22 protein-coding genes and 2 pseudogenes are annotated in these 26253 nt (G+C 64.6%); 13 read left to right on the top strand and 11 right to left on the bottom strand.

The window, feature by feature from the left end; genetic code table 11:
* Nucleotides 1–75: 75 nt before the first annotated feature.
* The 5 genes from PUN71_RS12620 (at nucleotide 76) to PUN71_RS12600 (ending at nucleotide 6170) form a co-directional block, all read left to right on the top strand.
* Nucleotides 76–921, top strand: coding sequence for an ABC transporter ATP-binding protein (locus PUN71_RS12620; RefSeq protein WP_277798695.1), 846 nt, complete (start codon nucleotides 76–78; stop codon nucleotides 919–921).
* Nucleotides 918–1781, top strand: coding sequence for an ABC transporter permease (locus PUN71_RS12615; RefSeq protein WP_277798694.1), 864 nt, complete (start codon nucleotides 918–920; stop codon nucleotides 1779–1781). Before PUN71_RS12620 ends, PUN71_RS12615 begins: the two co-directional genes overlap by 4 nt.
* Before the next feature lie 32 nt (nucleotides 1782–1813).
* Nucleotides 1814–2893: an ABC transporter substrate-binding protein gene (locus PUN71_RS12610; RefSeq protein ID WP_277798693.1), complete on the top strand. Its 1080-nt coding sequence runs from the start codon at nucleotides 1814–1816 to the stop codon at nucleotides 2891–2893.
* A 71-nt stretch (nucleotides 2894–2964) separates the two neighbouring features.
* Nucleotides 2965–4962, top strand: coding sequence for an aconitate hydratase (locus PUN71_RS12605; protein WP_277798692.1), 1998 nt, complete (start codon nucleotides 2965–2967; stop codon nucleotides 4960–4962).
* A gap of 20 nt (nucleotides 4963–4982) precedes the next feature.
* Nucleotides 4983–6170 (top strand): MFS transporter, encoded by a 1188-nt coding sequence (locus PUN71_RS12600; RefSeq protein WP_277798691.1) that lies wholly within the window; start codon nucleotides 4983–4985, stop codon nucleotides 6168–6170.
* Between the two features lie 4 nt (nucleotides 6171–6174).
* Here PUN71_RS12600 and PUN71_RS12595 read toward each other — a convergent pair whose 3' ends face one another.
* On the bottom strand, nucleotides 6175–7227 hold the full coding sequence (locus PUN71_RS12595) for an isocitrate/isopropylmalate family dehydrogenase (protein ID WP_277798690.1): 1053 nt from the start codon (nucleotides 7225–7227) through the stop codon (nucleotides 6175–6177).
* A gap of 147 nt (nucleotides 7228–7374) precedes the next feature.
* Here PUN71_RS12595 and PUN71_RS12590 point away from each other — a divergent pair.
* Nucleotides 7375–7528: pseudogene (locus tag PUN71_RS12590) on the top strand (CsbD family protein).
* A gap of 471 nt (nucleotides 7529–7999) precedes the next feature.
* On the opposite strand, the gene PUN71_RS12585 reads toward PUN71_RS12590, so the two are convergent.
* Nucleotides 8000–8641 (bottom strand): biotin transporter BioY, encoded by a 642-nt coding sequence (locus PUN71_RS12585; RefSeq protein WP_277798689.1) that lies wholly within the window; start codon nucleotides 8639–8641, stop codon nucleotides 8000–8002.
* A 164-nt stretch (nucleotides 8642–8805) separates the two neighbouring features.
* On the opposite strand from PUN71_RS12585, the gene PUN71_RS12580 reads away from it, so the two are divergent.
* Nucleotides 8806–9186: a YbhB/YbcL family Raf kinase inhibitor-like protein gene (locus tag PUN71_RS12580; protein ID WP_349361811.1), complete on the top strand. Its 381-nt coding sequence runs from the start codon at nucleotides 8806–8808 to the stop codon at nucleotides 9184–9186.
* 156 nt (nucleotides 9187–9342) lie between these two features.
* On the opposite strand, the gene PUN71_RS12575 is transcribed toward PUN71_RS12580, so the two are convergent.
* On the bottom strand, nucleotides 9343–9555 hold the full coding sequence (locus tag PUN71_RS12575) for a YbdD/YjiX family protein (RefSeq protein ID WP_277798688.1): 213 nt from the start codon (nucleotides 9553–9555) through the stop codon (nucleotides 9343–9345).
* Nucleotides 9555–11840, bottom strand: a complete 2286-nt coding sequence (locus PUN71_RS12570) for a carbon starvation CstA family protein (protein WP_277798687.1) — start codon at nucleotides 11838–11840, stop codon at nucleotides 9555–9557. Before PUN71_RS12570 ends, PUN71_RS12575 begins: the two co-directional genes overlap by 1 nt.
* A gap of 184 nt (nucleotides 11841–12024) precedes the next feature.
* On the opposite strand from PUN71_RS12570, the gene PUN71_RS12565 reads away from it, so the two are divergent.
* The 4 genes from PUN71_RS12565 to PUN71_RS12550 all read left to right on the top strand — a co-directional run bounded on the left by PUN71_RS12565 (nucleotide 12025) and on the right by PUN71_RS12550 (nucleotide 17924).
* Nucleotides 12025–13770, top strand: a complete 1746-nt coding sequence (locus PUN71_RS12565; RefSeq protein WP_277798686.1) for an L-lactate permease — start codon at nucleotides 12025–12027, stop codon at nucleotides 13768–13770.
* A 51-nt stretch (nucleotides 13771–13821) separates the two neighbouring features.
* Nucleotides 13822–15222: an FAD-binding oxidoreductase gene (locus PUN71_RS12560; protein ID WP_277798685.1), complete on the top strand. Its 1401-nt coding sequence runs from the start codon at nucleotides 13822–13824 to the stop codon at nucleotides 15220–15222.
* A gap of 93 nt (nucleotides 15223–15315) precedes the next feature.
* Nucleotides 15316–17499: a malate synthase G gene (locus tag PUN71_RS12555; RefSeq protein ID WP_277798684.1), complete on the top strand. Its 2184-nt coding sequence runs from the start codon at nucleotides 15316–15318 to the stop codon at nucleotides 17497–17499.
* Entirely contained in the window at nucleotides 17496–17924 is a 429-nt protein-coding gene (locus tag PUN71_RS12550; protein WP_277798683.1) for a GlcG/HbpS family heme-binding protein, read from the top strand. The genes PUN71_RS12555 and PUN71_RS12550 overlap by 4 nt, the downstream gene beginning before the upstream one ends.
* A gap of 69 nt (nucleotides 17925–17993) precedes the next feature.
* On the opposite strand, the gene PUN71_RS12545 is transcribed toward PUN71_RS12550, so the two are convergent.
* Nucleotides 17994–18698 (bottom strand): FadR/GntR family transcriptional regulator, encoded by a 705-nt coding sequence (locus tag PUN71_RS12545; RefSeq protein ID WP_277798682.1) that lies wholly within the window; start codon nucleotides 18696–18698, stop codon nucleotides 17994–17996.
* Nucleotides 18699–19156: 458 nt separating this feature from the next.
* Nucleotides 19157–19678 (bottom strand): annotated as a pseudogene (locus PUN71_RS12540) (acetyl-CoA hydrolase/transferase C-terminal domain-containing protein); the annotation flags it as partial.
* Here PUN71_RS12540 and PUN71_RS12535 point away from each other — a divergent pair.
* Both PUN71_RS12535 and PUN71_RS12530 read left to right on the top strand, forming a co-directional pair.
* A complete protein-coding gene (locus tag PUN71_RS12535) occupies nucleotides 19602–20291 on the top strand; it encodes an alpha/beta hydrolase family protein (protein ID WP_277798710.1) in 690 nt (229 codons plus the stop codon). The pseudogene PUN71_RS12540 and the gene PUN71_RS12535 overlap by 77 nt on opposite strands.
* Before the next feature lie 168 nt (nucleotides 20292–20459).
* Nucleotides 20460–21338 carry an alcohol dehydrogenase catalytic domain-containing protein gene (locus tag PUN71_RS12530; protein WP_277798681.1) on the top strand — a complete coding sequence of 293 codons (879 nt, stop codon included), beginning with the start codon at nucleotides 20460–20462 and terminating at the stop codon, nucleotides 21336–21338.
* A gap of 452 nt (nucleotides 21339–21790) precedes the next feature.
* On the opposite strand, the gene PUN71_RS12525 is transcribed toward PUN71_RS12530, so the two are convergent.
* The 5 genes from PUN71_RS12525 to PUN71_RS12505 form a co-directional block, all read right to left on the bottom strand.
* Entirely contained in the window at nucleotides 21791–23272 is a 1482-nt protein-coding gene (locus PUN71_RS12525) for an NAD-dependent succinate-semialdehyde dehydrogenase (RefSeq protein WP_277798680.1), read from the bottom strand.
* 47 nt (nucleotides 23273–23319) lie between these two features.
* A complete protein-coding gene (locus PUN71_RS12520) occupies nucleotides 23320–23637 on the bottom strand; it encodes an NIPSNAP family protein (RefSeq protein WP_277798679.1) in 318 nt (105 codons plus the stop codon).
* Nucleotides 23638–23746: 109 nt separating this feature from the next.
* Nucleotides 23747–24874, bottom strand: a complete 1128-nt coding sequence (locus PUN71_RS12515; RefSeq protein WP_277798678.1) for an alcohol dehydrogenase catalytic domain-containing protein — start codon at nucleotides 24872–24874, stop codon at nucleotides 23747–23749.
* Nucleotides 24871–25320 carry an FmdB family zinc ribbon protein gene (locus PUN71_RS12510; protein WP_277798677.1) on the bottom strand — a complete coding sequence of 150 codons (450 nt, stop codon included), beginning with the start codon at nucleotides 25318–25320 and terminating at the stop codon, nucleotides 24871–24873. The genes PUN71_RS12515 and PUN71_RS12510 overlap by 4 nt, the downstream gene beginning before the upstream one ends.
* Nucleotides 25321–25329: 9 nt before the next feature.
* Nucleotides 25330–26145: an N-acyl homoserine lactonase family protein gene (locus PUN71_RS12505; RefSeq protein ID WP_277798676.1), complete on the bottom strand. Its 816-nt coding sequence runs from the start codon at nucleotides 26143–26145 to the stop codon at nucleotides 25330–25332.
* Between the last annotated feature and the right edge of the window lie 108 nt (nucleotides 26146–26253).

Below are 26253 nucleotides of genomic sequence, written 5' to 3'. Positions count from 1 at the left end.
GTGACAGACGTTACTGTTAGCCTTATGCCCACTATATGACTATCAACTCATAATGTGGTTAACGGGAGAACAGCAATGACGCAGCCCTATCAGCCCAACTCTTCGAAGTTCGCGGTTGAGCTCAACGGATGCACCAAAGAGTTTGCAACTCCGGGCGGTGGATCGTACTTCGCGGTCCGGGACATCGACCTCAAGGTGGAACCCGGACGCTTTGTCTCTATCGTTGGACCGACGGGTTCAGGCAAGTCCACCATCCTCAACATGGCGGCCGGCCTCCTGAATCCTTCGTCCGGCACGGTCCACAGCTTCGGCGAGCCCGTCCACGGCGTGAACCGCCGGGCCTCCTACATGTTCCAGCAGGATGCCCTGCTGCCGTGGAAGTCGGTCATCGACAACGTCAGCCTGGGCCTCACCCTGGCCGGGGCCTCCAAGGCGGACGCCTATGACGAGTCACGCCGCTGGCTGGAGAAAGTGGGGCTGAAGAACTTCGCTGACCGGTACCCGCACCAGCTCTCCGGCGGCATGCGCAAGCGCACCGCGGTTGCCCAGGCCTGGATCGTCAACCCGGACATCCTGCTGATGGACGAGCCCTTCTCCGCGCTCGACGTCCAGACCCGGCAGATCATGGAGAACGAACTGCTCCAGCTCTGGCAGGAGTCGAACAAGGCCGTCGTGTTCATCACCCACGACCTGGACGAGGCCATTGCCCTCTCCGACGAAGTGGTCATCCTGGGTGCCGGCCCGGGCAGCACCGTCGTCGGCAGCTACGAGATCGACATCCCCCGTCCCCGCGACCTCCTCGATATCCGCGACGATCCAAAGTTCGTCGAACTCCACAGGGAAATCTGGGGACGCCTCAAGGTCGAGGTATCCAAGACGTACGAATCAGCACGGGAAGAGGAAGAGAGCGACGCGGCATGACAGTGGCACCAGCTTCCAAGAACACACAACGGTTTCCCCTCCGGAAGGACCGGAGCCCGGCGGCAGTCCACGGCCCCAAGCGCAGGCGGGGCGAAGCCTCCAACCTGTCCATCCGGATGGGACAGCTGGCCCTCGCCGCCGTCGTCCTCGGCGCCTGGGAACTGCTGGGACGCGTCGGCGTCATCGACCCGTTCTTCTTCCCCCTCCCCTCCGACATCCTGGTGACGGTGTGGCTCTGGATCTCCAGCGGCTTCGTCTTCCCGCACCTGTGGATCACCCTGCAGGAATCGATCCTGGCCTTCCTGACGGGCGCGGCAGCCGGCCTGGTCCTGGGCTTCCTCATGGCGCGGGTCCGGTTCCTGGAGCGGCTCCTGGATCCATTCCTGCAGATTTTCAACGCCCTTCCCCGAGTGGTGCTCGCCCCGATCTTCCTGCTGTGGTTCGGGCTGGGAATCTGGTCCAAGGTCGCGTTCGGCTTCACCCTGGTGTTCTTCATCGTCTTCTTCAACACCCTCGAAGGCGTCAAGAGCGTGGACCGGGTCCTCGTGGACAACGCGAAGATGCTCGGCGCCAGCGAGAAGCAGCTCCTGCGCCACGTGTTCATCCCCAGCGCCCTGACATGGATCTTCTCCAGCCTGCACATCAGCGTAGGTTTTGCGATCACCGGCGCGGTGGTGGGTGAATACCTCGGCGCCTCCGCCGGCGTGGGCTACGCCATCGCCCAGGCCCAGGGTGTCTTCGATACCAGGGGGGTCTTCGCAGGCATGTTCATCCTGATGTTCGTGGTCCTGATCATTGACCTCCTCGTCAACCGCCTCGAACGGCACCTTCTCAGGTGGCGTCCGGTCCGCTCCTCGTAACCAATTTCCATCACCGCTGAAAGGGAACTCCCATGACACAGAATGAAACCCGGCACCGGCGCCGCGGCCTCCTTCGTCCCCTGACCGTCCTTGCCTCCGTTGCCCTGGCGCTCTCCGCCTGTGGCGCCCCTTCGGCGGCGCCTCCCAGCCAGGGCGGCACAGCCGGCGCCGGCGGCGGCGACAGCGCCAAGGTGATTCTCGGCGTCGGCGGCCAGACGCTCCTGACCTACCTGCCCACCACGCTGGCCCAGGAACTTGGCTACTACAAGGAAGCTGGCCTGAACGTCGAAATCCAGGACCTGCAGGGCGGCTCGAAGGCGCTCACCGCGATGGTGGGCGGCAGCACGAATGTCACCAGCGGCTACTACGAGCACACCATCCAGATGCAGGCCAAAAACCAGCCCATCAAGGCGTTCGTGGACATGGGCCGGTCGTCGGGCCTGGCCCTTCTGGTGGCGCCCAAGAATGAAGGCAAGATCAAGTCCATCGCGGACCTCAAGGGCAAGAACGTCGGCGTAACCGCGCCGGGCTCCTCCACGGACATGTTCGTGAAGTTCCTGCTGGCCAAGAACGGCATGCAGCCCACCGATGCCTCTGTATCCGCCATCGGCGCCGGATCCTCCGCCGTGGCTGCCATGGAGCAGAACCAGGTGGATGCCGCGGTGATGCTGGAGCCGGACATCTCCGTGCTCACCAAGCGGATCGGCCACGACCCCGTGATCCTGGAGGACGTCCGGACCGAAGAAGGGCTGAAGGAAGTCTTCGACACCGATTCATGGCCGTCCGCATCCCTGTACGCCAAGACCGACTGGCTGGAGCAGAACAAGGACACCGCGGGCAAGCTCGCCAAGGCGATCAAGCGCACGCTGGAGTTCATCGACAGCCACTCCGGCGAGGAGATCGCCGCAAAAATGCCGGAGAAGTTCGCCGGCGGGGACAAGGAGCAGTACGCCAAGGTCATTGAGGACCTGAAGAAGACGCTCAGCAAGGACGGACAGTTCACCCAGGACGGCGTCAAGGCGGTCCTGAAGACCCAGCAGGTGGCCAACCCGGAGGTCGGGAACAAGGACATCAAGCTGGAGGACACCTACACCAACGAGTTCGTCAAGTAATTACCCTCCCTGCGGCCCGCCGATCCACGGCGGGCCGCAGTTGTCTGTACACACAGCGCTAAGGAATCCCAATGGCCCAGAACCTGACCCAGAAGCTCCTCGCCAGCCACCTCGCGTCCGGCGAGCTGACTCCCGGGAGCGACATCACCATCGCCGTTGACCAGATCCTCATCGAGGACGCCACCGGCACCATGACCGCCATGCAGTTTGAAATGCTCGGCGTGGATTCCATCGCGGTTCCGCTCGCGGTCATGTATGTGGACCACAATGTCCTGCAGATCGACGACAAGAACATGCAGGACCACCATTACCTCCGCACCTTCTCCGCCCGCTACGGACTGCGCTACTCCCCCGCCGGGCACGGCATCTCCCACTACATCCACCTGGAGCATTTCTCCCGGCCGGGCCAGGTCCTCGTGGGCGCGGACTCGCACACCTCGACGGCGGGCGCCCAGGGTATGTTCGCACTCGGCGCCGGCGGGCTCGAGGTGGCCGTGGCGATGGCGGGCTACGGGTTCGACTTCGTGTGCCCCGCCGTCGTGGGCGTGGAACTGACGGGCACGCTCGGGCCGAATGCCGAAGCGAAGGACGTGGTGCTGGAGCTGCTGCGCCGGTACGGCGTGCGCGGCGGCCGCGGAAAGGTGTTCGAATTCTACGGCGAGGGCGCGGCGTCGCTGTCGGTCTCCGCGCGCGCCACCATCTGCAACATGATCATCGAAACAGGTGCCGCCACCGCCGTCTTCCCCTCCGATGACCAGACCCGCGCGTGGCTTCAGGCCCAGCGCCGGGAGGACCAGTTCATCCCCCTGGCGGCGGACGCAGGGGCAACGTACGACGACGATGAGCGCCTTGATCTCTCGGCCCTCGTTCCGCTCGTGGCGCTTCCGCACTCGCCGGGCAACGTCCGTCCGGTCGCCGAGCTGCCGCGCACCGAGGTGGTCCAGGTCTGCGTCGGTTCCTCGGTGAACAGTTCCTATGAGGACCTGGCCACCGTGGCGGCGATCCTCAAGGGACACACCGTCCATCCGTCCGTCCAGCTCACAGTGACCCCGGGATCGCGGCAGATCCTGCAGACGATCATCGCGTCCGGGGTCTATGAAGACCTCATGGAGGCCGGGGCGCGGATGCTTGAGCCGGTATGCGGCCCCTGCGTGGGCATCGGACAGGCACCCACGGAAGGTGCACCGTCGCTGCGTACCTTCAACCGCAACTTCCCGGGCCGCAGCGGTACCGCGGAGGACAGCGTCTACCTGTGTTCGCCGTCGACCGCTGCTGCCAGTGCGCTGGAAGGCGCGATCGTCGACGCGTCCACCGTCAGCCGCGGCGAGCTCCGCCCCGCTGCGCCGCCGCACCCGGAGGTCCACGACCTGCACATCGCCGGCGTCCTGCCGCTAGAGACGCGCCGGAGCATCGAGATCGAGCGGGGCAGCAACCTGGTACCGCCGCCACAGCCCACCCCGCTGCCTGCCGATCTGGACGCCCGCGTGCTGATCGTCGTTGGGGATGACATCTCCACTGGTGACATGGCTCCGGACGGCGCGATCGCCATGTCGGTGTGGTCCAACATCGCCGTCTGCGCGCGTTTCATGTTCCGCCGCCTGGACCCTGGCTTCCACGACCGTGCGCTCGAGTGGGGCGGCGGGATCATTGTGGGCGGGGAGAACTACGGTCAGGGCTCGTCGCGGGAGCATGCCGCCCTGATCCCGCTGTACCTGGGCGTGCGTGTGGTCGCTGCCCGCAGCTACGCCCGGATCCACCGCCGCAACCTCATCGCGACCGGAATCGTGCCGCTGGTCCTCCCGCCGGATGCGCAGAGTTCAACCGGGCAGCGGTGGGTCATCGAGGGGCTGGCTGACGCCCTGGCCAGTGGCGCGAACTCTGTCACCGCCCGGGTGGACGGGGACGCGGAACTGACGATGGGTCTCGACTTCTCGCCTGCCGAACGCGCCGTCCTCACGGCCGGCGGGCTGCTCGCCCAGGTGCGGACAGGTGGCCGCTCCATGCTGGCCAGCGACAGCGTCATACAGGACGACGCGGCAGGCATCGCGCCCGGCCGCTCCGCACGGTGAGGCAGGCCGCCGCCGGACCTGTGCGAACACCGGCGCGCCGGCCGGGGCAGCGGGCCACGGCCATCGCTGCGCTGACCACTGTGGTAGCGGTGCTGCCGGTCTTCCTGGTGGGCGGACTGGGGGTCCAGCTCGAGCAGGACCTGGGCATGACGGCGTCGGCACTGGGTGTCGCGGTGGCCACCTTCTGGGCTGTGTCGGCACTGCTCTCCGCCCCTGCCGGACTTGTGGCGAGCGGGCTGGGGCTCCGCCGCGGGGTGCCGCTCGCCGTCGGGCTGGGGTTTGTTGCGCTGGCGGGCATCGCGTTTGTTACCCCGCACTGGGCGTGGCTTATTGTCTGGCTCAGTTTCGCCGGCGCAGCGAACGCGCTGATCCATCCGCTGTCCAACGGCCTGATCGTGGACCAGGTGGCGGTTCACAACCGCGCCTTCTCGTTTGGCCTCAAGCAGGCGGCCATTCCGACGGCGACGCTCACCGCCGGCTTGTCGGTTCCGGTGTTCGCCCTCACCGTGGGGTGGAACTGGACGTTTGCGCTGGCGGCGCTGCTGGCGGCGTCCCTGGTCCCGGTGCTGCTCCGCACCCTGCCACGCGGCGCCCCTGTCCCGCGACGCTCGGGTAAAACTTCCAGGGAGCCGCTGCCGCGGAAGCTGAAGCAGTTCCTTTTCGCGACGGCGGGGGCCAGCGCCTTGGGGGCCGGGCAGGCCAATGTAGTGGGTGCTTTCACCGTCACCATGGCCGTGCAGGCGGGCTTCTCCGCCGGCGGGGCGGGCTTGCTGCTGGGCGCCGCGAGCGTGGCCGGGATCCTGGCCCGCCCGCTGGTGGGGATCGCCGCGGACCGGGGCATCGGCGGTTCGATGGCCACGGTGGCCCTGATGATGGGGGCCGGCAGCCTGGGTCTGCTCGGGATGGCGTCGGGTTTCCCGGTCGTCTACGCGGCCGGGGCCGTCGTCGCGTTCGGACTGGGCTGGGGGTGGAACGGCCTGGCCCACTACGTGGTTTCACGCACCGCACATCCGTTCACCATCCAAGCCACGGGGATCACTCAGAGCGGAACCTACGTCGGCGGAACCCTGGGGCCGTTGCTGTTCGGGATCGTGTTCTCCCAGTCCAGTCCGGCGGTGGGTTGGACGCTGGCAGCGGTGGTCGCAGCAGCCGGAGCGGCAGCCTCGCTGGTCGCGTTCCGTTTGGAGAAGCGCCTGCGCACCAGCTAGCTGCCTAGGACAGGCGCGACACCACTGCGGCGGCGAACTCGGCCGTGGTGGCCGTGCCCTTCAGATCCGGCGTCGCAGTTCCGTCCGCGATCGTGCCCTCAAAGGCCAAGGTCAGGGACCGGGCGGCCTCGGCTTCACCGAGATGGTCGAGCATCATCGCCGCGGCCCACAGAGCGCCGACCGGGTTGGCGATACCCTTGCCCGCAATATCCGGAGCAGAACCGTGCACGGGTTCGAACATCGAAGGGTGCCGCCGCTCCGGGTTGAGGTTGGCACTGGGTGCAATGCCGATGGATCCGGCAATACCGGCTGCCAGGTCCGAGAGAATATCTCCGAACAAGTTCGACGCAACGATGGTCCGGACACTCGTCGGCTTCATCACCAACCGGGCCGCCAGCGCGTCAATGAGCACCTTTTCGACGACGACGCCGGGGAACGCCTCCACCGTCTCTGCCACCACTTCGTCCCAGAACGGCATGGTGTGGATGATGCCGTTGGACTTTGTTGCCGAGACGAGCCGTCCCCCGCGTTCGGCGGCGATGTTGGCGGCATAGTGAGCCGCCCGGGCGATACCGCGCCTGGTGAAGACGCTCTCCTGAACGGCGAATTCACCCTCGGTGCCAGTGCCGAACCGTCCTCCGATCTGGGAGTATTCGCCTTCAACATTCTCCCGCACCACCACGATATCCAGGTCCTCGATGCCGGCCATGGCACCGACGATGCCGGGCAGCAAGCGCATTGGCCGGAGGTTGATGTACTGGTCAAACTCCCGGCGGATGGGAATGAGGAGCCCCCAGAGGGTGACGTCGTCGGGCACGTCCGGTGTCCCCACGGCTCCCAGGAAAATGCCATCGCCGCTGCTCAGCTGCTCTATCCCGTCAACAGGCATCATGCGGCCGGTCTGGCGGTAAAGGTCGCTGTTCCAGCCGCGGACCCGCCACTGGACATCGAACCCGTAGCTGCCGGCGACCGCGTCGACGCACTGCATCGCGACGTCGGTGACGTCCACGCCAATGCCGTCGCCGGGAATCGCATCGATGACATAGCGGCCGCTCATCTGGATCCAATCGTTCGTAGTATTTGAACACCATATGCGGATGTCGAGGTCTTCGACCTCAACAAACCACGGCTCTGTCCAAATCAGGGGTTCTTCGGCTGGAACTGTACAGCGGCGGTTTCCAGGGCACTCCCCCGTCCGAATGGGATTGAAAACGCAGCCGAGAAGGCCGGCGGCAAGGGCAAGGAAGCGGCAGGCGCCGCCACGGGCGAGAGCCTGCGGACCGAGGGAGGCAGACCAGGCCAAGGGCGATCTGAAGCAGGCAGGCGAAAAGGTCAAGGACGCTTTCAAGAAGGACTGACCTCTGCACGGAAGGGGGCGCACCCAGCGAACGGGGTGCGCCCCCTTCTTGTGCCTAGGGAAACACTTTCCTTGCCGCTTCCCAGCCTTACAGAATCTTCACTATCGGCGCAGGAAGCGCGGTTGCAGGACAGCTTGCGGGCATGTACTTCCTTGCAGCCGGAAGACATATGAATCTGCGCGCTGGACTACGTGAGTCCAGCCCCTTTTTGGTAGTCGGCAGGCAGGTTCCGCTCAGGTCGTCTGAAAGTAAAGGTGCGCGTGGGCGGCGCACCGTTCGTTGAGACGAGCACTGCAGTTTGGGCAGGATGTGGTGGCCTGATAAGCGTGGATGGACATCTCGCCTTTGCAGACGCCGCACAGAACTGCTGGCTCCGTCCACTGATTCCTTGGCCATGTTTGGTGTGGTAGTGAATGCAGCGTGTTTCGTCGTCCACGGTTCTGCCGAAGATCCTCATGGCACTGGGCTCGCTTACTTCACGCGGCGCACGAGGATGTCCGGGAAAGCCCGGTGGGCCGCAACCGCCGCAACGGATGCCACCGCGTCCTTCACGATATCGCCTGGGTAAAAGATCAGGTCACTGGCGAAGGCAGTCTGCCAGGAGAGCTTGAGGTTGATCATCATCCCGAGGACGCCGAGCAAGTGTGATGCGACCACGGTAACCACGACTGCAGCGAGGAAGAACCACAGACCGCGCCGCTTGGCCGGGACGCGCCGGATGATCTGCTCCGCGGCGATGCCAACGAGGAAAGCGGCCAGGAGGAAACCCACGATGTATCCGGCAGACCCGCCGGCGAGGACGGCCACGCCGGCCCGGCCGCCCGAGAATATCGGCAGCCCAGCGAACGCAACGACAAGGTAGAGCGCCACCGCGGCAGCGGCACGCGATCCGCCAAGGACAAGGCCGGTCACCATGACGGCGAGCGTCTGCAGCGTGATAGGCACCCCGAAACTACCGACAGGGACCCCTGGGACGATCGCCGAGGCCGCGATTAAGGCGGCGAAAACGGCAACGAGGGACAGCGACTGGGCGTCCCACAACATTCGGGGCCGCCGGGAGCTGGTCTGGGCCGGTCCGGGGGGTGCCGGGGTCGGGGTCGTCGGATGGCTCATGGTTCCTCCAGGTGATCCGGGCAGCGTTCTGCAAGAAGACTACGCAGCCGCGCCCGGAGCCGTTTTGTAGCGAACCCACCACCGCCCCGATGAGCGATAGCCCGATCACTACAAAAGTGACGTTTTCTGGACACCGGCGATTCGGCACGAGACCCCTACAGTAGGTGGGGGCCGGCACCAGCCGACCTTCGCCAATTGCAGAGATCTCTTGGTCGGGGTTTCCGGCCGAGACCCAGAGCTTCGCGGTTACCGTGCTGGATCCTGACGCCCCGACCGGAAGCGGATTCTGGCACTGGGCTGTCTTCAACCTGCCGGCATCGACCACCTCCCTGTCCTCCGGGGCGGCGGATCATGGCCTGCCTGAAGGTGCACGACAATTGGCGAACGACGCGGGTTTCCTTGGTTTCGTCGGCGCGGCGCCCCCACATGTCACGGCGTGCACCATTATCACTTGGTGGTCCACCCGCTGGACGTGGAAAAGCTGGACATCCCGGTCGAGTCCAGCCCGGCCTACCTGCGTTTCAATCTTTTCTCACACGCCATAACCGCGCACGCCTCGTCGCGGTCTTCGAACCTGACTCCGCCGGCCGCTGCTACACCCGGCTGTTATCTGTTCCTCGATTCAGCGACACATTTGGATGCATTTCTGGGGTGCGCGGGTTGCCCGGGCGCCCGAAGCCCGGGGCACCCTTCCGGGAGGGTTAGCAGCAGCGTCCTTGGGGGTTGTTTTCCTGGCGGTCTGTTTTGTCGCGCCAGAATTCCCGTTCAGTCATCAGGGGATGGCTGGCGTCGGTGGCGGGGGGGAGGGTTTGGTGGTGGGCCTTGTATTTTTCGTAGGCGTCTTCGCCCATGATGCCCTTGAAAAACCAGTTGAAACCCGCAAGGCCCTTGCGGGCGGACTCGAGGATGGTCATCAGTGGCCTGTTCGGAGGGGTGTGTTGTGTGCGGGGAGGGCGTCCCATTCTTTCTGGAGGTCTTTTTCTGCCGGGGTGGGGATGAACCCGGCGGGGGCGAAGATCCGGGACGGGACGGCGGGGTCTTCGCTGCTGGCGTTGGCCCCGGTTTTGTAGGCCTTCCAGGTCGCGAGGGTCGCGGCGGCGATGACGATGATGGAGAGTGTGACGAACAGGATGGAGAGCACGCCCTGGATCATGGTGTTGCGGATGACGGCTTCGATCGCGGCGACGGTTTTGGCTGTTCCGAAGCTGGTTTTACCGTCGGCAAGTGCTTTGGAGAACTGCTGGTTCTGCGCGAAGTAGCCTACTGCCGGGACGTTGGAGAAGATTTTGTAGAACGAGGCGGTTATGGTCACGACGGCGGCGAATGCCAGGGGCAGCGCGATGATCCAGATGTGCCGGAAATTCCCGCGTCTGGCTACGATCGCCATGCAGACGGACAGGGCGATCGCGGCGAGGAGCTGGTTGGCGATCCCGAAGAGCGGGAACAGGGTGTTGATGCCGCCGAGGGGGTCGGTGACGCCCATGATCAGCACAGAACCCCACGCGGCGACCATGATCGCTGTCGTCATCCAGGCCCCGGCACGCCAGGAGGTGTCTTTGAATTTCGGGACGAAGTTCCCCAGGCTGTCCTGGAGCATGAACCGGGCGACCCTCGTGCCGGCGTCGACGGCGGTCAGGATGAAGAGGGCTTCGAACATGATCGCGAAGTGATACCAGAAGGCCATCATGGCGTTGCCGCCGATGAACTGTTGCATGATGTGGGCCAGGCCCACGGAGAGGGTCGGGGCCCCGCCAGTGCGGGAGATGATGGTGCTTTCGCCGACGTCCCGGGCGGTTTGGGTGAGCATGTCCGGGGTCAGGTTTACGCCTTGGAGCCCGAGGCTGTTCACGAATGCGACGGCGCCCTCGACTGTCCCGCCGGTCGCGGCCGGGGAGGCGTTCATGGCGAAGTAGATGCCCCGGTCAATGGAAAGCGCTGCCACGAGGGCCATGATCGCGACGAAGGACTCCATGAGCATCCCGCCGTAGCCGATCATGCGGCTCTGGCGTTCCTTTTCGATGAGCTTGGGTGTGGTTCCGGAAGAGATCAGGGCGTGGAAGCCCGAGAGCGCCCCGCAGGCGATGGTGACGAATAGGAACGGGAAGAGGGAGCCGCTGACTACTGGGCCATTGTCCCCGGAGGCGAATTCGCTGAACGCGGGGACGTTGATTTCGGGCCTGACGATGATGATCGCGACGGCGAGCATCACGATGGTTCCGACCTTCATGAAGGTCGAGAGGTAGTCCCGTGGTGCCAGGAGCAGCCAGACGGGCAGGATCGCGGCGATGAAGCCGTAGATGATGATGCCGACGGCGATGGTGACCTTGTCCAGGTGGAAGAACGCTGCGCCCCAGCCGGTCCCGGCGATCGCGCCGCCGCCGATGATCGCGCCGATGAGGAGAATGAAACCGATGATGGAGATTTCGGTGACTTTCCCGGGGCGGAAGAATCTGAGGTAGCAGCCCATGAACAGGGCGATCGGGATGGTCATGGAGACGGAGAAGACGCCCCAGGAGCTTTCGGCGAGGGCGTTGACGACGACCAGGGCCAGGATGGCCACGATGATGATCATGATGACGAGGGTCGCGATCAGGGCAGCGGTGCCGCCGATGACGCCGAGTTCATCGCGGGCCATCTGGCCCAGGGACCGGCCGCCGCGGCGCATGGAGAAGAACATCACCACATAGTCCTGGACCGCGCCGGCGAAAACGGCGCCGACGATGATCCAGATCGTCCCGGGCAGATACCCCATCTGGGCTGCCAGGACGGGACCGACCAGCGGGCCGGCGCCGGCGATCGCAGCGAAATGGTGCCCGTAAAGGACACGTCGGTCCGTGACGGCGAAGTCTTTACCGTCCGCCTTGTATTCGGCCGGGGTGGCCCGCCGGTCATCGGGCTTCAGCAAATACTTTTCGATGTACTTGGAGTAAAACCGGTAGCCAATGAAATACGTGCTCACCGACGCAAAGACGAACCACATGGCGTTCACAGTCTCCCCCCGGACCACCGCGAGAACAACCCACGCGACACCTCCCAGGAGGGCGATCGCTACCCAGAGAGCGATCTTTGCAGGAGTCCACCGCGGCCCCTTTGCCGTGGGGAGACCCTCCTCCACCGCTACAAGGGGCAGCCCCGGGTCCGGATTCGGGACCCCTGCCGGACAGGTTGTCGGGTTTGAACCCAGCGGCGTTGCACCCATGGCTCCTCCTTGAGATTATGCGCGGACGTGATTTTAGCTACCCGAGAGTAACACCCGGGTGTGTGGACTGACCAGTGTGGTCGGACCATTGACCGCTGATTGCACAGCATCTAATATTCAAACCACACGCTTTCCGTGAAGTGGAAAAGCCATTCCATTCATGTTGTAGACAAAGGAGTCTCTTGTGCCAGCGTTCCAGCAGATCGTCGACCCTCTTGGGTCCCTCGCCTTGGGGGCCGGGCTCGCCGCCCTTCCCCTTATTCTTCTGTTCATCCTGCTGGGCGTCTTCAGGGCAAAGGCCTGGAAGGCGGCCCTTGCGAGTCTGGCACTGTCCATCGTGCTGGCCGTTACGTTTTGGAGGATGCCTGTCGGCCAGGCTTTAAGCGCGACGGCTGAGGGCGCTTTCTATGGCTTTTTCCCGATTCTGTGGATCCTGATCAATGCGCTGTGGGTCTATAAACTGACCACGGAAACCCGCTGGTTCGCTGTGCTCGGCGCCACAATCCGGTCGGTCTCGGGCGATCTGCGGATCCTGACGATCCTGATCGCTTTCTGCTTCGGGGCGCTCCTGGAGGCCTTGGCGGGGTTCGGCGCACCGGTGGCGATCACCGCGGGCATGCTGATGGCGGCGGGCATGAAGCCCCTCAAATCCGCAGCGGTCTCGCTTCTGGCGAACACCGCCCCGGTTGCTTTCGGCGCCATGGGATCGCCCGTCATCGCCCTTAGCGGCGTTACGGGTATTCCGCTCGCAACCGTCTCATCCATGGCCGGACGGCAGACGCCGTTCCTGGCACTCATTGTCCCGCTTTTGCTGGTGTTCATTGTGGACGGCAAGCGCGGCGTGCGGCAGACGTGGCCTGCTGCAGTTGTAGGCGGCGTCGTGTTCGCCATCGTCCAGTTCCTCGTGTCGAACTTCTTCACTGTCGAGCTTACGGACGTTCTCGCCGGCATCGCCGCCATTGCAGCCGTCTTGTTGCTACTCCGGGTGTGGAAGCCCGCGCAGACGATGACGAGTGACGGCATTCCCGTGGCCGGGGAACCCGAATTCATTGCGCTGAGCCCCGATTCCGGCGGTGCCAGTCAGAGGGGCGGAGCGACAACGCTAAGCGGCGGGAAGGACCGCGGTGTGGCGCGGCTAACCCAACCCAGCCACGTGGCAGTAGGGGTACCTGATGGTGCAACCCGTCCGGCGCCTCGGGAGATCTGGATGGCGGTAGCACCCTACCTCGTTATCATTGCCGTCTTCTCAGTGTCTCAAATTCCGGCTGTCAAGTCCTGGCTCACCGCCGCAGGGGGCTTCTCGTTCAGCTGGCCCGGGCTTGATGTTGTTGGGTCCAACGGCAAACCCGTCTCCTCGCAAATCATGCGCTTCGACCATCTCAAGGCCACCGGGACCCTCCTGCTCATCTCTGGACTCATTACCCTCGCCCTGTACCGTATACCGGTTGGTGCGGGCGTAAGGATCTACCTCAAGACTCTTTCGATGCTCCGGTGGACGATCCTGACCGTGTGCTCCGTCCTGGCCCTTTCGTTCGTCATGAACCTCTCGGGTGAGACCGGAACCCTGGGCGTGGCCCTCGCATCGGCCGGCGGGATTTTTGTCCTCATCTCCCCGGTTCTGGGATGGATCGGCGTTGCGCTGACTGGCTCCGACACCTCGTCCAATTCGCTTTTCGGCCAACTCCAAGTGACTGCAGCTTCGCACGCCGGCCTTTCGCCCGTATTGATGGCAGCGACAAACTCTTCAGCCGGGGTCCTGGGCAAGATGCTCTCCCTCCAGAACCTTGCCGTGGCGGCAGCCGCTGTCGGCATCGAGGGATTGGAAAGCACGCTGTTCCGCCGGCTTCTGGGTTGGAGCCTTGGCCTGCTCGCGCTCCTTACCATCCTCGTCGTACTCCAGACCAACGTCCTCGCATGGATGGTGCCCTAAGCACCCTCACGGCACCATCTATTCACTGTAAAACTACCCGGAAAGCCCACCATGACCGCTAATTCAGCCTCCGCAGCCGCGCCGCCCGCAGCGCCCTTCCCGCCGTCGACCGCCGCGGTGCTGGCAGCCCACCCCAGGGCGACAAACGCTGCCGATGCCCGCAAAGCTGCGGCGACGGACCGCTCCGGTTACATCCCCTCCACCCTTCCCGATGGCGTGGTCCTCGCCCAAGACGTCGACGACGTCGTCGAAGCGCTACGCCTCGCCCAAGCCCACCGCGTGCCCGTGGTCCCGCGCGGAGCCGGCACCGGCCTGGCCGGCGGCTCCAGCGCCCATGCCGGCGAGATCGTCCTCGATGTCTCCCGGATGAACCGCATTCTTGCCATCGATCCCGTGGAGATGACCGCCGTCGTCGAACCCGGCGTGCTCAACGCCGAGGTCAATGCCGCGGCAGCGCAGTATGGGCTGTTCTACGCCCCCGATCCTGCAAGCACGGCCATATGCTCGATCGGCGGTAACATCGCCACGAACGCTGGGGGCATGTGGTGTGCAAAGTATGGCGTCACGCGGGAATCGGTACTGGGACTGGTTGTTGTGCTGGCAGACGGACGCGTTCTTCGAACCGGCAGGAAGACCATTAAGGGCGTCACGGGCTACGATCTCAACGCGCTCTTCATCGGCTCCGAGGGGACCCTAGGCGTGGTCGTTGAGGCTACCCTTCGCCTGCGTCCCAAGCCGGTGCGGACGGAGACCCTGGCAGCATACTTTGCGGACATCGAGGCGGCCGGCCGGGCCGCCTCCGCAATCACAGCGGCACGCATTCAGCCATCGATCCTGGAGCTCATGGACGGCCCCACTCTTGAGGCTGTGGACCAGGCTGAGGGCACGAGGCACCGTCAGCTCGGCGGAGCCTTCCTCCTTGCCCAGACTGACGGCTACGGCGCCCACCTCGAACTCGATGAAATCGTACAGGCCATCAGCCCATTCGCCACTTCGGTCCACCGCGCCGGAGATGCCGAGGAGGCCGAAGCCCTGGTCAAAGCCCGGCGCGACGCGATCCCAGCCCTGGAAAAGCTCGGACGCGTCTCAATCGGAGACATTGCCGTACCGCGGAACCGCCTCGCCGAAGCTTTCGCCGGGCTCGAAGACATCGCGGTCAGGACGGGGGTGCAGATTTTCAGCGTTGCACACGCCGCCGACGGCAACCTCCACCCCATGCTTGTCGTCGACCCTGACGAGTCGATCACTGAGGGGCCTGCGAAAGCCGCGCTCGGGGACATGTTCCACCTCGCCCAGCGCCTCGGGGGTACCCTGACCGGCGAACACGGCGTGGGACTGTTGAAACGGGACTGGGTGGGCGAGGAAATCGGCGAAACCTCCCAGTCCCTGCAGCAGGCAATCAAGGGCGTCATTGATCCCGCAGGGATCCTCAACCCCGGCAAAGCCATCTGAAACGACATGCCCTGAGCAGTGGCCAAGCACACCCCAACTGGCCCGGCACACAAATTTCCTTGACATCGAACTTTCTACGAGGAGCAACATATTATGTCGTCGCATGTGAAGACAAACGGACTCAGCGTCGCGGAAGGACTCTATTCCTTTGTCCAGGATGAAGCACTTCCCGGCACCGGGATCGAACCGGAGGCCTTCTGGGCCGGAGCGGCAGCCCTTATCGAGGAGTTCTCCCCACAGGTTCGGGAGCTGCTGGAAACACGGGACCGGCTGCAGGAGCAAATTGATGAGTTCCACCGCGCCCAGCCCGGTCCGGTGGACCCCGAGGCGTACCAGGCGTTCCTCCGCTCGATCGGCTACCTGGTCGACGAACCGGAAGACTTCAAAATCACCACCGCGCGGGTGGACCCTGAGATTGCCACGGTCTCCGGACCGCAATTGGTCGTGCCCCTGCTGAACGCACGCTTCGCCGCGAACGCGGCCAACGCCCGCTGGGGTTCCCTGTACGACGCGCTCTACGGCACAGACGTCATCGACGAAGCCGAGGGCCGCGGGCAGACCGGCAGCTACAACCCCGTCAGGGGAGCCGCCGTCGTCGCGTTCGGACGCAGCTTCCTGGACGAACACACTCCGCTGGCCCGCGGATCCCACGCCGCTGTCACCGCTTACCGGATCACGGACGGCGCTCTCGTCGCCGAAACCCCGGACGGCGAGCTTGGCCTGACGGACCCGGCCCAGTTCGCAGGCTACCGGGGCGAGGCCGGCATGCCCGAGGCCGTCCTGCTGGTCCACCATGGCCTGCACGTGGAAATACAGGTTGACCGCAGCCACCGGATCGGTTCCGGCGACCAGGCCGGCGTCAAGGACATCGTCCTGGAATCCGCGCTGACCACCATCATGGACCTCGAGGACTCGGTCGCCGCGGTGGACGGCGGAGACAAGGTGGAGGGATACCGCAACTGGCTCCAGCTCATGCAAGGCACGCTGACGGCCGATGTGACCAAGGGCGGCCGCACGCACACCCGCCGGCTCGACCCGGATCGGACCTACACCAAAGGCGACGGCTCCGAGCTGACGCTGCCCGGGCGGTCATTGCTGCTGATCCGCCAGGTGGGCCACCTGATGACCAGTGACGCCGTCCTGGACGCTGACGGCAACACGGTGCCCGAAGAAATCCTCGACGCGCTGTTCACGGGCCTCGGCTCGGTCCACGACCTGCGCGGGGCCCACGCCGGGCACAACTCCCGGGCCGGCTCGGTCTATATCGTCAAGCCCAAGATGCACGGCCCCGCCGAAGTCGCCGTCGCCTGCGAGCTGCTGGCCGGCACCGAGAAGGTACTCGGACTCGACCCGCTGACGCTCAAAATCGGAATTATGGATGAGGAACGCCGCACATCGGCGAACTTGAAGGCCTGCATCTACGAGGCACGTGATCGGGTTGCGTTTATCAACACCGGCTTCCTGGACCGCACCGGAGATGAGATCCACACCTCCATGCTCGCTGGCCCCATGGTCCGCAAAGCAGACATGCGGAACTCCAGGTGGATCAAGGCTTACGAGGACGCCAATGTCGACATCGGGCTTGCCTGCGGGTTCAGCGGACGCGCCCAGATCGGCAAGGGCATGTGGGCCGCACCGGACAACATGGCAGAAATGCTGGTCCAGAAGGCAGGCCACCCGCTTGCCGGCGCGGACTGCGCCTGGGTCCCCTCACCTACCGCCGCAACGCTGCACGCCATCCACTACCACCAGGTGGATGTCGACGCCCGGCAGTCCGAGCTCGCCGGGAAGAGCCGCTCCACCCTGACGCAATTGCTCACCATTCCACTGGGAAATCCCTCAGACTGGTCCGCTGAGGACCGGCGCAACGAACTGGACAACAACGTCCAGAGCACCCTGGGCTACGTCGTGCGCTGGGTCAACGCCGGCATCGGCTGCTCCAAGGTCCCCGACATCCACGGCACCGCCCTGATGGAGGACCGCGCTACCTGCCGGATCAGCTCCCAGCACGTCTCAAACTGGCTCCTCCACAAGATCATCACGGCGGAGCAAGTGGAGGACTCGCTGCGACGGATGGCCATCGTGGTGGACGCGCAGAACGCCGCCGACCCGGAGTATCTGCCGCTGTCCCCCTCGTTCGATGGCGAGGCATTCCTGGCAGCCCGCGAACTCGTACTCGAAGGAGCCGCCCAGCCCTCCGGCTACACCGAACCAATCCTGCACCGGCGCCGCGAAGCGCAGAAGCACACCAACCACCTTGCCAGGAGCGCCTCATGAGTCTGAACCTCGACACCGCGCAGTCCATCATCGCCGAAGCCCTCGCAGCGGCACAGCAGCACGGCTTCAAGCCGCTGACCGTCGTCGTGCTTGACCCCGGCGGGCACCTTCTCGCCGCCGCACGGCAAGACGGCGCTTCGAACAACCGCTTCGAAATCGCCAACGGCAAGGCATACGGTGCCCTCGCCCTCGGCATGGGCTCGCGGGCCCTGATGGAACGGGCCGAGCAGCAGGCCTACTTCATTGCCGCCGCAGCTGCTGCCATCGGCGGACGTCTTATCCCAGTCCCGGGCGGGGTACTCGTCCGCGGCGGCGACGGCGCCATCCAAGGCGCGGTAGGCATCAGCGGCGACAGCTCGGACAACGATGAGATGGCGGCATCCAAAGCCATTCAGGCGGCAGGCCTCACGGCACAAGTCGCCTGACCTGGACGGTACCCCACAGGTCCAGCCCCGTGGAGACCGCCTCTCCCGGGGGCTGGACCGTGTCCGGGGTCAAATAGCTTGGCCGTAGAACCACTCGATGTGCTCACGGACGAGACGCGCTGCCAAAGGCCCGTCGCGAGACTCGACAGCGTCGAAGATCCCGTGGTGGTGCGCCCGCAGGACATGCACCACTTCCTCCCATGCGCCCTGCTGAACCACCACGTCACTGATGTAGTCCCGGATTGCCTCGCGCATTGACTCCATCATCGTGCTCACGACAACGTTGCCCGCCAAGGTGCTCAGCGCGACATGAAATTGGGCGTCGAGGAGCGTGAAGATTTGAGAGGGCAGCCCGTCATCGTCCATCGCCTCGAGCAGACGGCGCGCGTCGTCGATTTGCTCAAGCGTCCATGGTGCGGCTGCGGCGTGCTCAAGTGCCCAAGTCTCGGTCATGGTCCGGGCCTCGACGATGTCCTTGAGGGGGAGTTGATGACTCGCCACGTGCATGCGCAAGGCCCCGCCGAGGGCCGAAGACGGGTTCGAGACCACAATCGTTCCTGAATTGGGCCCGGAGCCTGTCCCCGAGCGGACGACGCCCATCACCTCGAGCGACCGGATAGCGTCCCGCACCGACGCACGCGAAATACCGAATTGCTCCGCAAGGGCTCGTTCGGCGGGCAGCCTGTCGCCGAGCTTGATGACCCCCGAACGGAGGCTCTCCTCCACATGACGCAGCACGACATCATGCGCCCGGACTGCAGTGAATTCAGACATAAACCAATCATGCCGCAGCAAAGCCGGAACACGCCTCCGCGGTCCGCCCGCCGGGTCCGCCACGGCGCCACCTGGCCTCAACCTACCACCGCCAGAGAACGCGGTGGTGGTCAGCATCGGCGAGAAGACCCAGATCCAGTCCCTGGACCGCACCCATGAGAATCAGCCGCTGTCCCCGGGGGCGCGCGTCCCGGCAGACGCACGATTACAAGTGCAACGGGCCTGTCCCCCTGTTCGCGGACCTGGACGTGTTCACCGGCAAGGTCAGTGCCAATGCCTTCCACAGCAATACACCAACACCGGGTTGGTGGACTTCCTGGACCATGTTGGGGCGGCCCGTCCGGTCGTTGGACTGCACGTCATCTGCGATAACTACGCCACGCACAAGCACCAAAACGTCAAGGACGGGACAAAGGGTTCCGACGCTAACGTCTTGCCCGGGCTCAGACAGCCATGTGTCAGGAGAGTGCGCCGGCTGGTTGTCGGTCCGGGAGCGTGGACATGTTGCCGGTTTGGACGAACCTGTCGTGCCAGGAGAGTGCTTCGGCGAGGAGGTGGGGTGTGTGCTGTCCGTAGCTCTCGCGCCGGGCGCGGTCGTAGTAGTCCTGAAGCATGGGCCGGTAGTCGGGGTGTGGGCAACGGTCGATGATCATTTGGGCGCGCTGCTTGGGCGCGAGTCCGCGCAGGTCGGCGAGGCCTTGTTCCGTGACGATGATCATCGTGTCGTGCTCGGTGTGGTCAACGTGGCTGACCATGGGAACGATCCCTGAGATGCTCCCGTTTTTTGCGGTGCTGGGTGACATGAAGACCGAGAGGGAACCGTTTCGGGCGAAGTCCCCGGAGCCGCCGATTCCGTTCATGACTTTGCTGCCGGCGATGTGGGTGGAATTGACGTTGCCGTAGATGTCGGCCTCGATCATCCCGTTCATCGCGATCACGCCCAGACGCCGGATGAGTTCGGGGTGGTTGGAAATTTCCTGGGTGGGCTCTCCTCCACTGTGGGGAACACAAACTGAACGTCGTGGGTCACATTTCGGGGGCTTTGGTGTCGGGCTGGCAGCCAACGGACGACGGATTAACCGGCTGCTTACAGTCGGCGCCCAGCACGCTTATTGGCGCGACTACCGGCCCGGGCAACGGCTCAGGCTGTGGTGGCGCTGGCACGCCCTGATGCCTGCCCTGGCCTGCTGGAACGGCTACTTTCCCGGCAAACATCTGGGATGGCTGGAGGATTTACCCCAAGGGGTAGCGATGGACTGGGCACGAGGCCGCAAAGATTTCACGGCGCGCCGAGCCGGCCCTCTCCGCCAGCAGATCCAGGCACACCAAGCTTCATTCACGGCGCCGACCCTGGCAGTGGCAGCCACAGATGATCCGTTCGCCACAGATGTCGCGGTTGCCCGCGCCTTGAGTTACTACCCCAACAGCCCGGCCACTATAGTGCTGCTGAAACCGCAGGATTTCGACCGAGCAGAGATCGGGCACTTCTCCCTGTTCCACAGCAGCTTTCGCCACACCTTTTGGCCGGGAACGCTGCAGTGGCTGCGCGAGGGGGTGAATCCCTGGCCACAACACCAAGCCCGGATCGATTGATACCAAACAGTACAACAAGAGATAGTTTGGCAGCGGCGCCAACCGACAGTGACGCCAGCAGGCCGGCGAAAGCGGCAGAAAAGCGGCGCACGCACCAACTTCTTTACCGCAGGCGAACGTGTGCCTCGACGACCGGATCAAAAGTAGGACCCTCTACCCAGGAGAATCATGACCAACCTGACCTACCGCGCTTACCAGGTGACTGCACCCAGACAGGAAGCGGAGCTCGTCAGCCTCACAGAGGCCTCCCTGCCGGAGGGCGACCTCACGGTGCGCGTGACGCATTCGTCGCTCAACTACAAGGACGGGCTCGCCATGACCGGCAAGCCCGGCGTTGTCCGCGCCTTCCCCCTCACGTGCGGCATCGACCTCGCAGGTAGGGTCATCGAGGCGGGCGGGGGGTTTGCCAACGGTGACGAGGTCGTGCTCACAGGCGCGAACCTGTCCGAAACCCGGCCTGGCGGTTACTCCGGCTACCAGCGGATTGAGGCCGGATCCGTCGTCAAAGCCCCCACAGGGCTCGGCACCTGGGGGACGATGGCCGTCGGCACAGCCGGTCTGACGGCCATGCTCTGCATCCTGCGCCTCCGCACAGCCGGCATTGAGCCCGGATCAGGCCCAGTGCTGGTCACCGGAGCGACCGGCGGTGTGGGTAGCTTCGCCGTCGGCGCTCTGTCCCGTCTCGGATACGAGGTCCACGCCTCCACAGGCAAGGCCGCGGAGGAGCCCTACCTCAAGGAACTGGGAGCGACCGAAGTCATAGCGCGCGGCACCCTGGCTGCGGAGACCCCCCGCGCTCGGCAAGCAGCGCTGGATCGGATGCGTCGACAGTGTGGGCGGCGCAACCCTCGCCAACGTGCTGAGCCAGATCAAGTACTCAGGTGCCGTCGCCTCGTGCGGGCTCGCAGGTGGGTTGAAGTTGCCGACGACCGTGATGCCGTTCATCCTGCGCAACGTCTCACTCCTGGGCGTCGACTCGGTCAGTGCTTCCTTGGAGTTGCGCCGCGAGGCATGGAGGGAACTCGAGCACCTCTTCAGCGCCGATGACCTGCGTGCGATTACAACCGACGCAGGCTGGGAACAGCTCCCCGACCTGAGCCATAAGATCCTCACAGGTACCATCCGCGGTCGCGTGGTTGTAGACATTACGGGCATGGCAAACTGAGGCCGCCGTAACTATCTCAGCCCAGCAGTCATGCCCGGCTAACCGCCAACCCTCTCTTGCAACCCATGCCCTTCGAGACCGCACCTCAACCATTGTCAGGATGGACTATACCCAAACCTGACAACGAAATGTCGGGTTCTTGACTCTCTTCCAGATGGGTTACGGACAAAGCCTCCGGCAGGGACGCTTGTCCCCGTTGCGGGCGAACCCAGCATTTCTGTGAGCTATGGCCATGCACCGTGGTGTGTGGCCAGCATGGAGGGCTTGGCCGGAACTTCCACGACTTACGTGCTCTCGTTCAGGGTCTGCCCGGTAAGGTTCGTGCGCACTACTGCTAGCTGGCGTAGGGGTCGGCGATGCCGATGTACTGGGTGTAGAGGTATTCCTCGATGCCCTCCAGGCCACCTTCGCGGCCCAGGCCGGACTGCTTGACGCCGCCGAAAGGTGCGGCGGCGTTGGAGATGACGCCGGCGTTCAGGCCGAGCATGCCGGTTTCGAGCTTTTCGCCCATCCGGATACCGCGGTTGATGTCCTTGGTGAATACGTACGCCACCAGCCCGTACTCGGTGTTGTTGGCCAGACGCACAGCCTCGTCCTCACTGCTGAAGGTGATGATCGGGGCAACAGGACCGAAGATCTCCTCGGACAGGATACGGCTTCCCTCGGAGACGCCGGACAGGATCGTGGGCTGGTAGAAGTACCCCGGCCCCTCCACGGGAGCACCGCCCAGGACCGCCTTGGCACCCGATGCAACAGCGTCGGACACCAGCTCGTGGACCTTGTCACGGCTCTTTGCATCGATCAGCGGGCCAACCTTGGACTCCGGCTCGGTACCACGGGCCGTGGTCATTTCCTTCATCTTCGCGGCGAACTTCTCCGCGAACTCACCCGCCACGGACTCGTGGACGATGAACCGGTTGGCAGCGGTGCAGGCCTCGCCCATGTTCCGCAGCTTGGCGGCCATTGCGCCGGTGACTGCGGCGTCGAGGTCCGCATCCTCGAACACCAGGAAGGGGGCATTGCCGCCCAGCTCCATGGAGGTCCGGAGCACGTTTTCGGACGCGTCGGCGAGCAGGCGGCGTCCCACTTCCGTGGAGCCGGTGAAGGACAGCTTGCGCAGCCGGGAGTCCTTGACCAGGGGTCCGGTGGTGGCGCCTGCCGTTGAGGTGGGGATGACGTTGAGGACGCCGGCGGGCAGCCCTGCTTCCTGCATGACGGCTGCGAACAGCTGGGACGTCAGGGGTGTCAGGTTTGCCGACTTCAGGACCATGGTGCAGCCGGCGGCTACGGCCGGGGCGATCTTGCGGGTGGCCATGGCCAGCGGGAAGTTCCAGGGGGTGATCAGCAGGCAGGGGCCCACCGGCTTCTTGGTCACGAGGAGGCGGGACTTGCCGTCCGGCGAGACGGAGTAGCGGCCGAAGGCCCGGACTGCTTCCTCCGAGAACCAGCGCAGGAATTCGGCGCCGTACGTCACTTCGCCGCGGGCTTCGGCCAGCGGCTTGCCCATTTCCAGGGTCATCAGCAGGGCGAAGTCTTCCGCCCGTTCGGTCACCAGGTCGAAGGCGCGGCGGAGGATCTCCCCGCGTTCGCGCGGCGGCACCTTAGCCCAGGAGTCCTGGGCAGCGGCGGCAGCGTCCAGGGCCGCGGCGCCGTCCTCGGGGCCGGCGTCGGCAATGCTCAGCAGCACCTTTCCCGTGGCGGGATCCTCGACGTCGAACGTCTTGCCGGAGGCGACATCGCGCCACTCACCATTGATGAGCAGCCCGGTGGGAACGGAGGCAAGCAGTTCGGTTTCTTGCTGGGTGGTGGTTGTCATTTTTGTCTCCGAAGTTCTTGATGGGCGGGTGTGCAGCCGTCCCGCTGTCAGGGGCCGAGCGGCGAGAAGTCAGTGGCGGTCAGGTAGACCGATGAGATAGTCAGTGTGAGTTCACCATTGGCGACGGATGCGGAGCGCGCAGCCACCCATCGGGGATCGTTTTTGAACTCTTTCCAGTTTGATTCAGGGTCTCCCTCATGTCTCACCAGGTAGATGAGTGTGTCCGGGTCTTCAGCGGATAGCCAGTAGCCGATGTCGTGGATACCGTGGTCCGGGAAAAGCTTGGTGGTGTGATTGCGGAAGCGCTCCAGGAGCTCCTCCATCTTTCCCGCTGCGGCGGTGTAGGTCCGTAGCTCGAATGTCACGGTTGTTTCCTGTCGTTGATGGCGGTAGCGAGCACCGCGGTGTCGGACACAACGGTCGCCGGCAGGGGGAGCTGCCGGTGACCGGTACCGTGTCTGCCGGCGCGGTTCTTTAGCTGGTGCGTTCGTGATCGGTGTCGAACATGATGACCTGTCGGACTGCTTTCCCGTCGGCCAGCTGGTCCATGGCCTGGTTGATATCGGCCAGATTGATGCGGGTGGTGATCAGTTCTTCGACGGGGAGCTTACCTTCGCGCCAGAGCTGGGCGTACTTGGGGATGTCACGGGCGGGCACGGCGGATCCGAGGTAGCTGCCGATGATCGTCCGGGCTTCGGCCGTGATGGTCATGGGCGGGATTTGGGCGCGGGCGTCGGGGGAAGGCAGCCCTGCGGTGATGGTCGTTCCACCTACCGCGGTTGCGGCGAAGGCGGTTTCGAAGGCCCTGGGGTTCCCCGCGCATTCGATGACGTACTTGGCCTTTATACCCTGCTCAATCACCTGCTGCGGTGTGTAGGTTTCGTGGGCGCCGAGGCGCCGGGCATGCTCGAGCTTCTCATCGAGTGTGTCTACAGCCACGATGCGGGAAACGTTCTGGGAGATGGCCGTGATCAGTGCGGCCATTCCTACGCCGCCGAGCCCGACGATCATGATGCTGTCTTCTGGTTTGGGGCGGGCTGCGTTCAGGACTGCGCCCCCGCCGGTCAGGACAGCGCAGCCGAGGACGGCGGCGACATCCGGGGGTACGTCATCATCGATGGGCACAGCCGAGGCCCTGTCGACGACGGCGTGGGTGGCGAAGCCTGACACGCCCAGGTGGTGGAAGACTCTCTCCCCGGCGCGGCTGAGGTGCCCGGGTCCGTGCAGCAGGACGCCTTCGCCGTTTGTTTTGGATCCTGCCGTGCAGGGCAGCCGGCCGTCCTCGGCACAGTTCTCGCACTCCTCGCATCGGGGAAGGAACGACATGACCACCCGCTGGCCGGGCTGGACGTCGGATACGTCTGAGCCGACTTCCACGACCCGGCCGGCCGCTTCGTGTCCGAGCAGCATCGGTACCGGCCGTACCCGGTTCCCGTCGACAACGCTCAAATCCGAGTGGCAGATGCCGGCGGCTTCGAGCCGGACCAGAATTTCGGTGGGCCCGGGCTCCCCCAGCTCAAGCTCGGAGATGGTGATGGGCCGGGATTCAGCGAAGGGCCGGGAACGGCCGATTTCTTCAAGAACTGCACCGGTGATTTTCATTTGTCCGTTTCTTTTCCGTGTCGCTCTTTAGTCTGTGGCGCCTCTGCCTTGCCAGGCTGCGCCGGTTTAAAGGTTGCTTCCGCCACCTTGTCTGCCAGCGGGTCCCCGGCGCGCAGCGGGGCGTTTTCGAAGATCCCTTCGTGGGCGAGGACGGGCCTGCGGTCCCCGGCAAGTTCCGGGTATTTCTCTTCGAGCTTTTCCCGTTTGGACATCAGCCCGTGCCAGCCCCGCACCGTTTCCGGGTCTCCCCGCCGGATCCCGTGCCAGGTGTTGGGCATCTGCTCGCGGGAGGGACCAGGATCTGCAGTGCCGGAGAGCCTGATGGCGGCAGGAATCCTGCCCGTAGGGGCGCCGCATTCACGGCAGGCCGGCGTGTCATCGAACATTGACTTCAGAGCTGCCTCGAAGCGGTGGCCGGCAGCGCATTTCACATCGTAAAGGATCATGGTCCGCCCCTAGGAGTAGTATCCGTCGGGTGCGAGCCGGAGCGTTTTACGTTGCTCCGGATCGTGACCGAAGATGACGTGCGCGTTGGTGCGTTCGGCGATGCCGCGCAGCTTTTCTACGGATTCGAGCCACTTCAGGTTGTCCCACACGATTGCCGCGCCAACAGCGGGCGGACCCCAACTCGCTCCGAGATAGACCGCGTCCGAGGTGAAGATCTTGGTCCCGTCGTTGGGAAGATCAACCTGCAGCGACATCGTGCCCCAGGTATGTCCGGGAGTCGCGATCACGCTCACGCCCGGAAGGATCTCGGCGTCACCGGCGACCGGTTCGAGGTTGAGGCCCTCGAAGTCCGAAACCAGGTGGGCGCCTTGGAAAGCCCCGGAAATGCTCTTGACACCCTCGATTTCATCAGTGCTTGCAATGATCCGGGTCTTGCCGTTGTCGAACATTTTCGCGTTGGCCGCGTGATCGAAATGGAGGTGGGAGAGGACCAGGATATCGATATCACTTGGTTCCAGCTCCAACTCCGCCAGCGCTGAATCCAGGTAGCCCGGGCCCGAGGGGTCTTCCTTGACCGGGAAGAAATCCTGGAACCCGGTAGGCGCCCAACGGCTCTCCCAATCCCGTGGTACCCCCGTATCCCAGAGCACGCGGCCTTCGGGATGCTCGATCAGTACGGCATGGGTGGGGCAGTCACCCCACGCCGGAGGCGCAGTCTTGTGGCTCCGATCCATGATCGTTGTTCCGCCCTTGAGCAACAGCCAGGTGTGGTCACACTCCATGACTCCACTGGAGAGTACGTGCAGCTTCATATCGTCACCCATGACGATCCTTCCCGTAGATAACCTCTCCGTCGAGGTTATGCCCCACCTCACACCGCGCCTATGTCACTTGTAGCCATTATCTGCGCTTCTGGCGGGGCGATTTGCACT

The organism is Arthrobacter sp. NQ7 (assembly GCF_029581595.2).
Lineage (GTDB): Bacteria > Actinomycetota > Actinomycetes > Actinomycetales > Micrococcaceae > Arthrobacter > Arthrobacter phenanthrenivorans_B.
This window is presented reverse-complemented; position numbering and strand designations above follow the sequence as displayed.

Bases quoted from the DNA above. Each gene is read 5' to 3' on its own strand.
- PUN71_RS12570 (WP_277798687.1), bottom strand. From the start codon at position 11,840: ATGGGTGCAACGCCGCTGGGTTCAAACCCGACAACCTGTCCGGCAGGG.
- PUN71_RS12610 (WP_277798693.1), top strand. From the start codon at position 1,814: ATGACACAGAATGAAACCCGGCACCGGCGCCGCGGCCTCCTTCGTCCC.
- PUN71_RS12510 (WP_277798677.1), bottom strand. From the start codon at position 25,320: ATGATCCTTTACGATGTGAAATGCGCTGCCGGCCACCGCTTCGAGGCA.
- PUN71_RS12545 (WP_277798682.1), bottom strand. From the start codon at position 18,698: ATGTCTGAATTCACTGCAGTCCGGGCGCATGATGTCGTGCTGCGTCAT.
- PUN71_RS12530 (WP_277798681.1), top strand. From the start codon at position 20,460: ATGACCAACCTGACCTACCGCGCTTACCAGGTGACTGCACCCAGACAG.
- PUN71_RS12555 (WP_277798684.1), top strand. From the start codon at position 15,316: ATGTCGTCGCATGTGAAGACAAACGGACTCAGCGTCGCGGAAGGACTC.
- PUN71_RS12550 (WP_277798683.1), top strand. From the start codon at position 17,496: ATGAGTCTGAACCTCGACACCGCGCAGTCCATCATCGCCGAAGCCCTC.
- PUN71_RS12505 (WP_277798676.1), bottom strand. From the start codon at position 26,145: ATGGGTGACGATATGAAGCTGCACGTACTCTCCAGTGGAGTCATGGAG.
- PUN71_RS12620 (WP_277798695.1), top strand. From the start codon at position 76: ATGACGCAGCCCTATCAGCCCAACTCTTCGAAGTTCGCGGTTGAGCTC.
- PUN71_RS12515 (WP_277798678.1), bottom strand. From the start codon at position 24,874: ATGAAAATCACCGGTGCAGTTCTTGAAGAAATCGGCCGTTCCCGGCCC.
- PUN71_RS12575 (WP_277798688.1), bottom strand. From the start codon at position 9,555: ATGACCATCCTCGAGTCCGCCCGCAAGGGCCTTGCGGGTTTCAACTGG.
- PUN71_RS12615 (WP_277798694.1), top strand. From the start codon at position 918: ATGACAGTGGCACCAGCTTCCAAGAACACACAACGGTTTCCCCTCCGG.
- PUN71_RS12605 (WP_277798692.1), top strand. From the start codon at position 2,965: ATGGCCCAGAACCTGACCCAGAAGCTCCTCGCCAGCCACCTCGCGTCC.
- PUN71_RS12560 (WP_277798685.1), top strand. From the start codon at position 13,822: ATGACCGCTAATTCAGCCTCCGCAGCCGCGCCGCCCGCAGCGCCCTTC.
- PUN71_RS12535 (WP_277798710.1), top strand. From the start codon at position 19,602: ATGTCGGCCTCGATCATCCCGTTCATCGCGATCACGCCCAGACGCCGG.
- PUN71_RS12525 (WP_277798680.1), bottom strand. From the start codon at position 23,272: ATGACAACCACCACCCAGCAAGAAACCGAACTGCTTGCCTCCGTTCCC.
- PUN71_RS12595 (WP_277798690.1), bottom strand. From the start codon at position 7,227: ATGAGCGGCCGCTATGTCATCGATGCGATTCCCGGCGACGGCATTGGC.
- PUN71_RS12585 (WP_277798689.1), bottom strand. From the start codon at position 8,641: ATGAGCCATCCGACGACCCCGACCCCGGCACCCCCCGGACCGGCCCAG.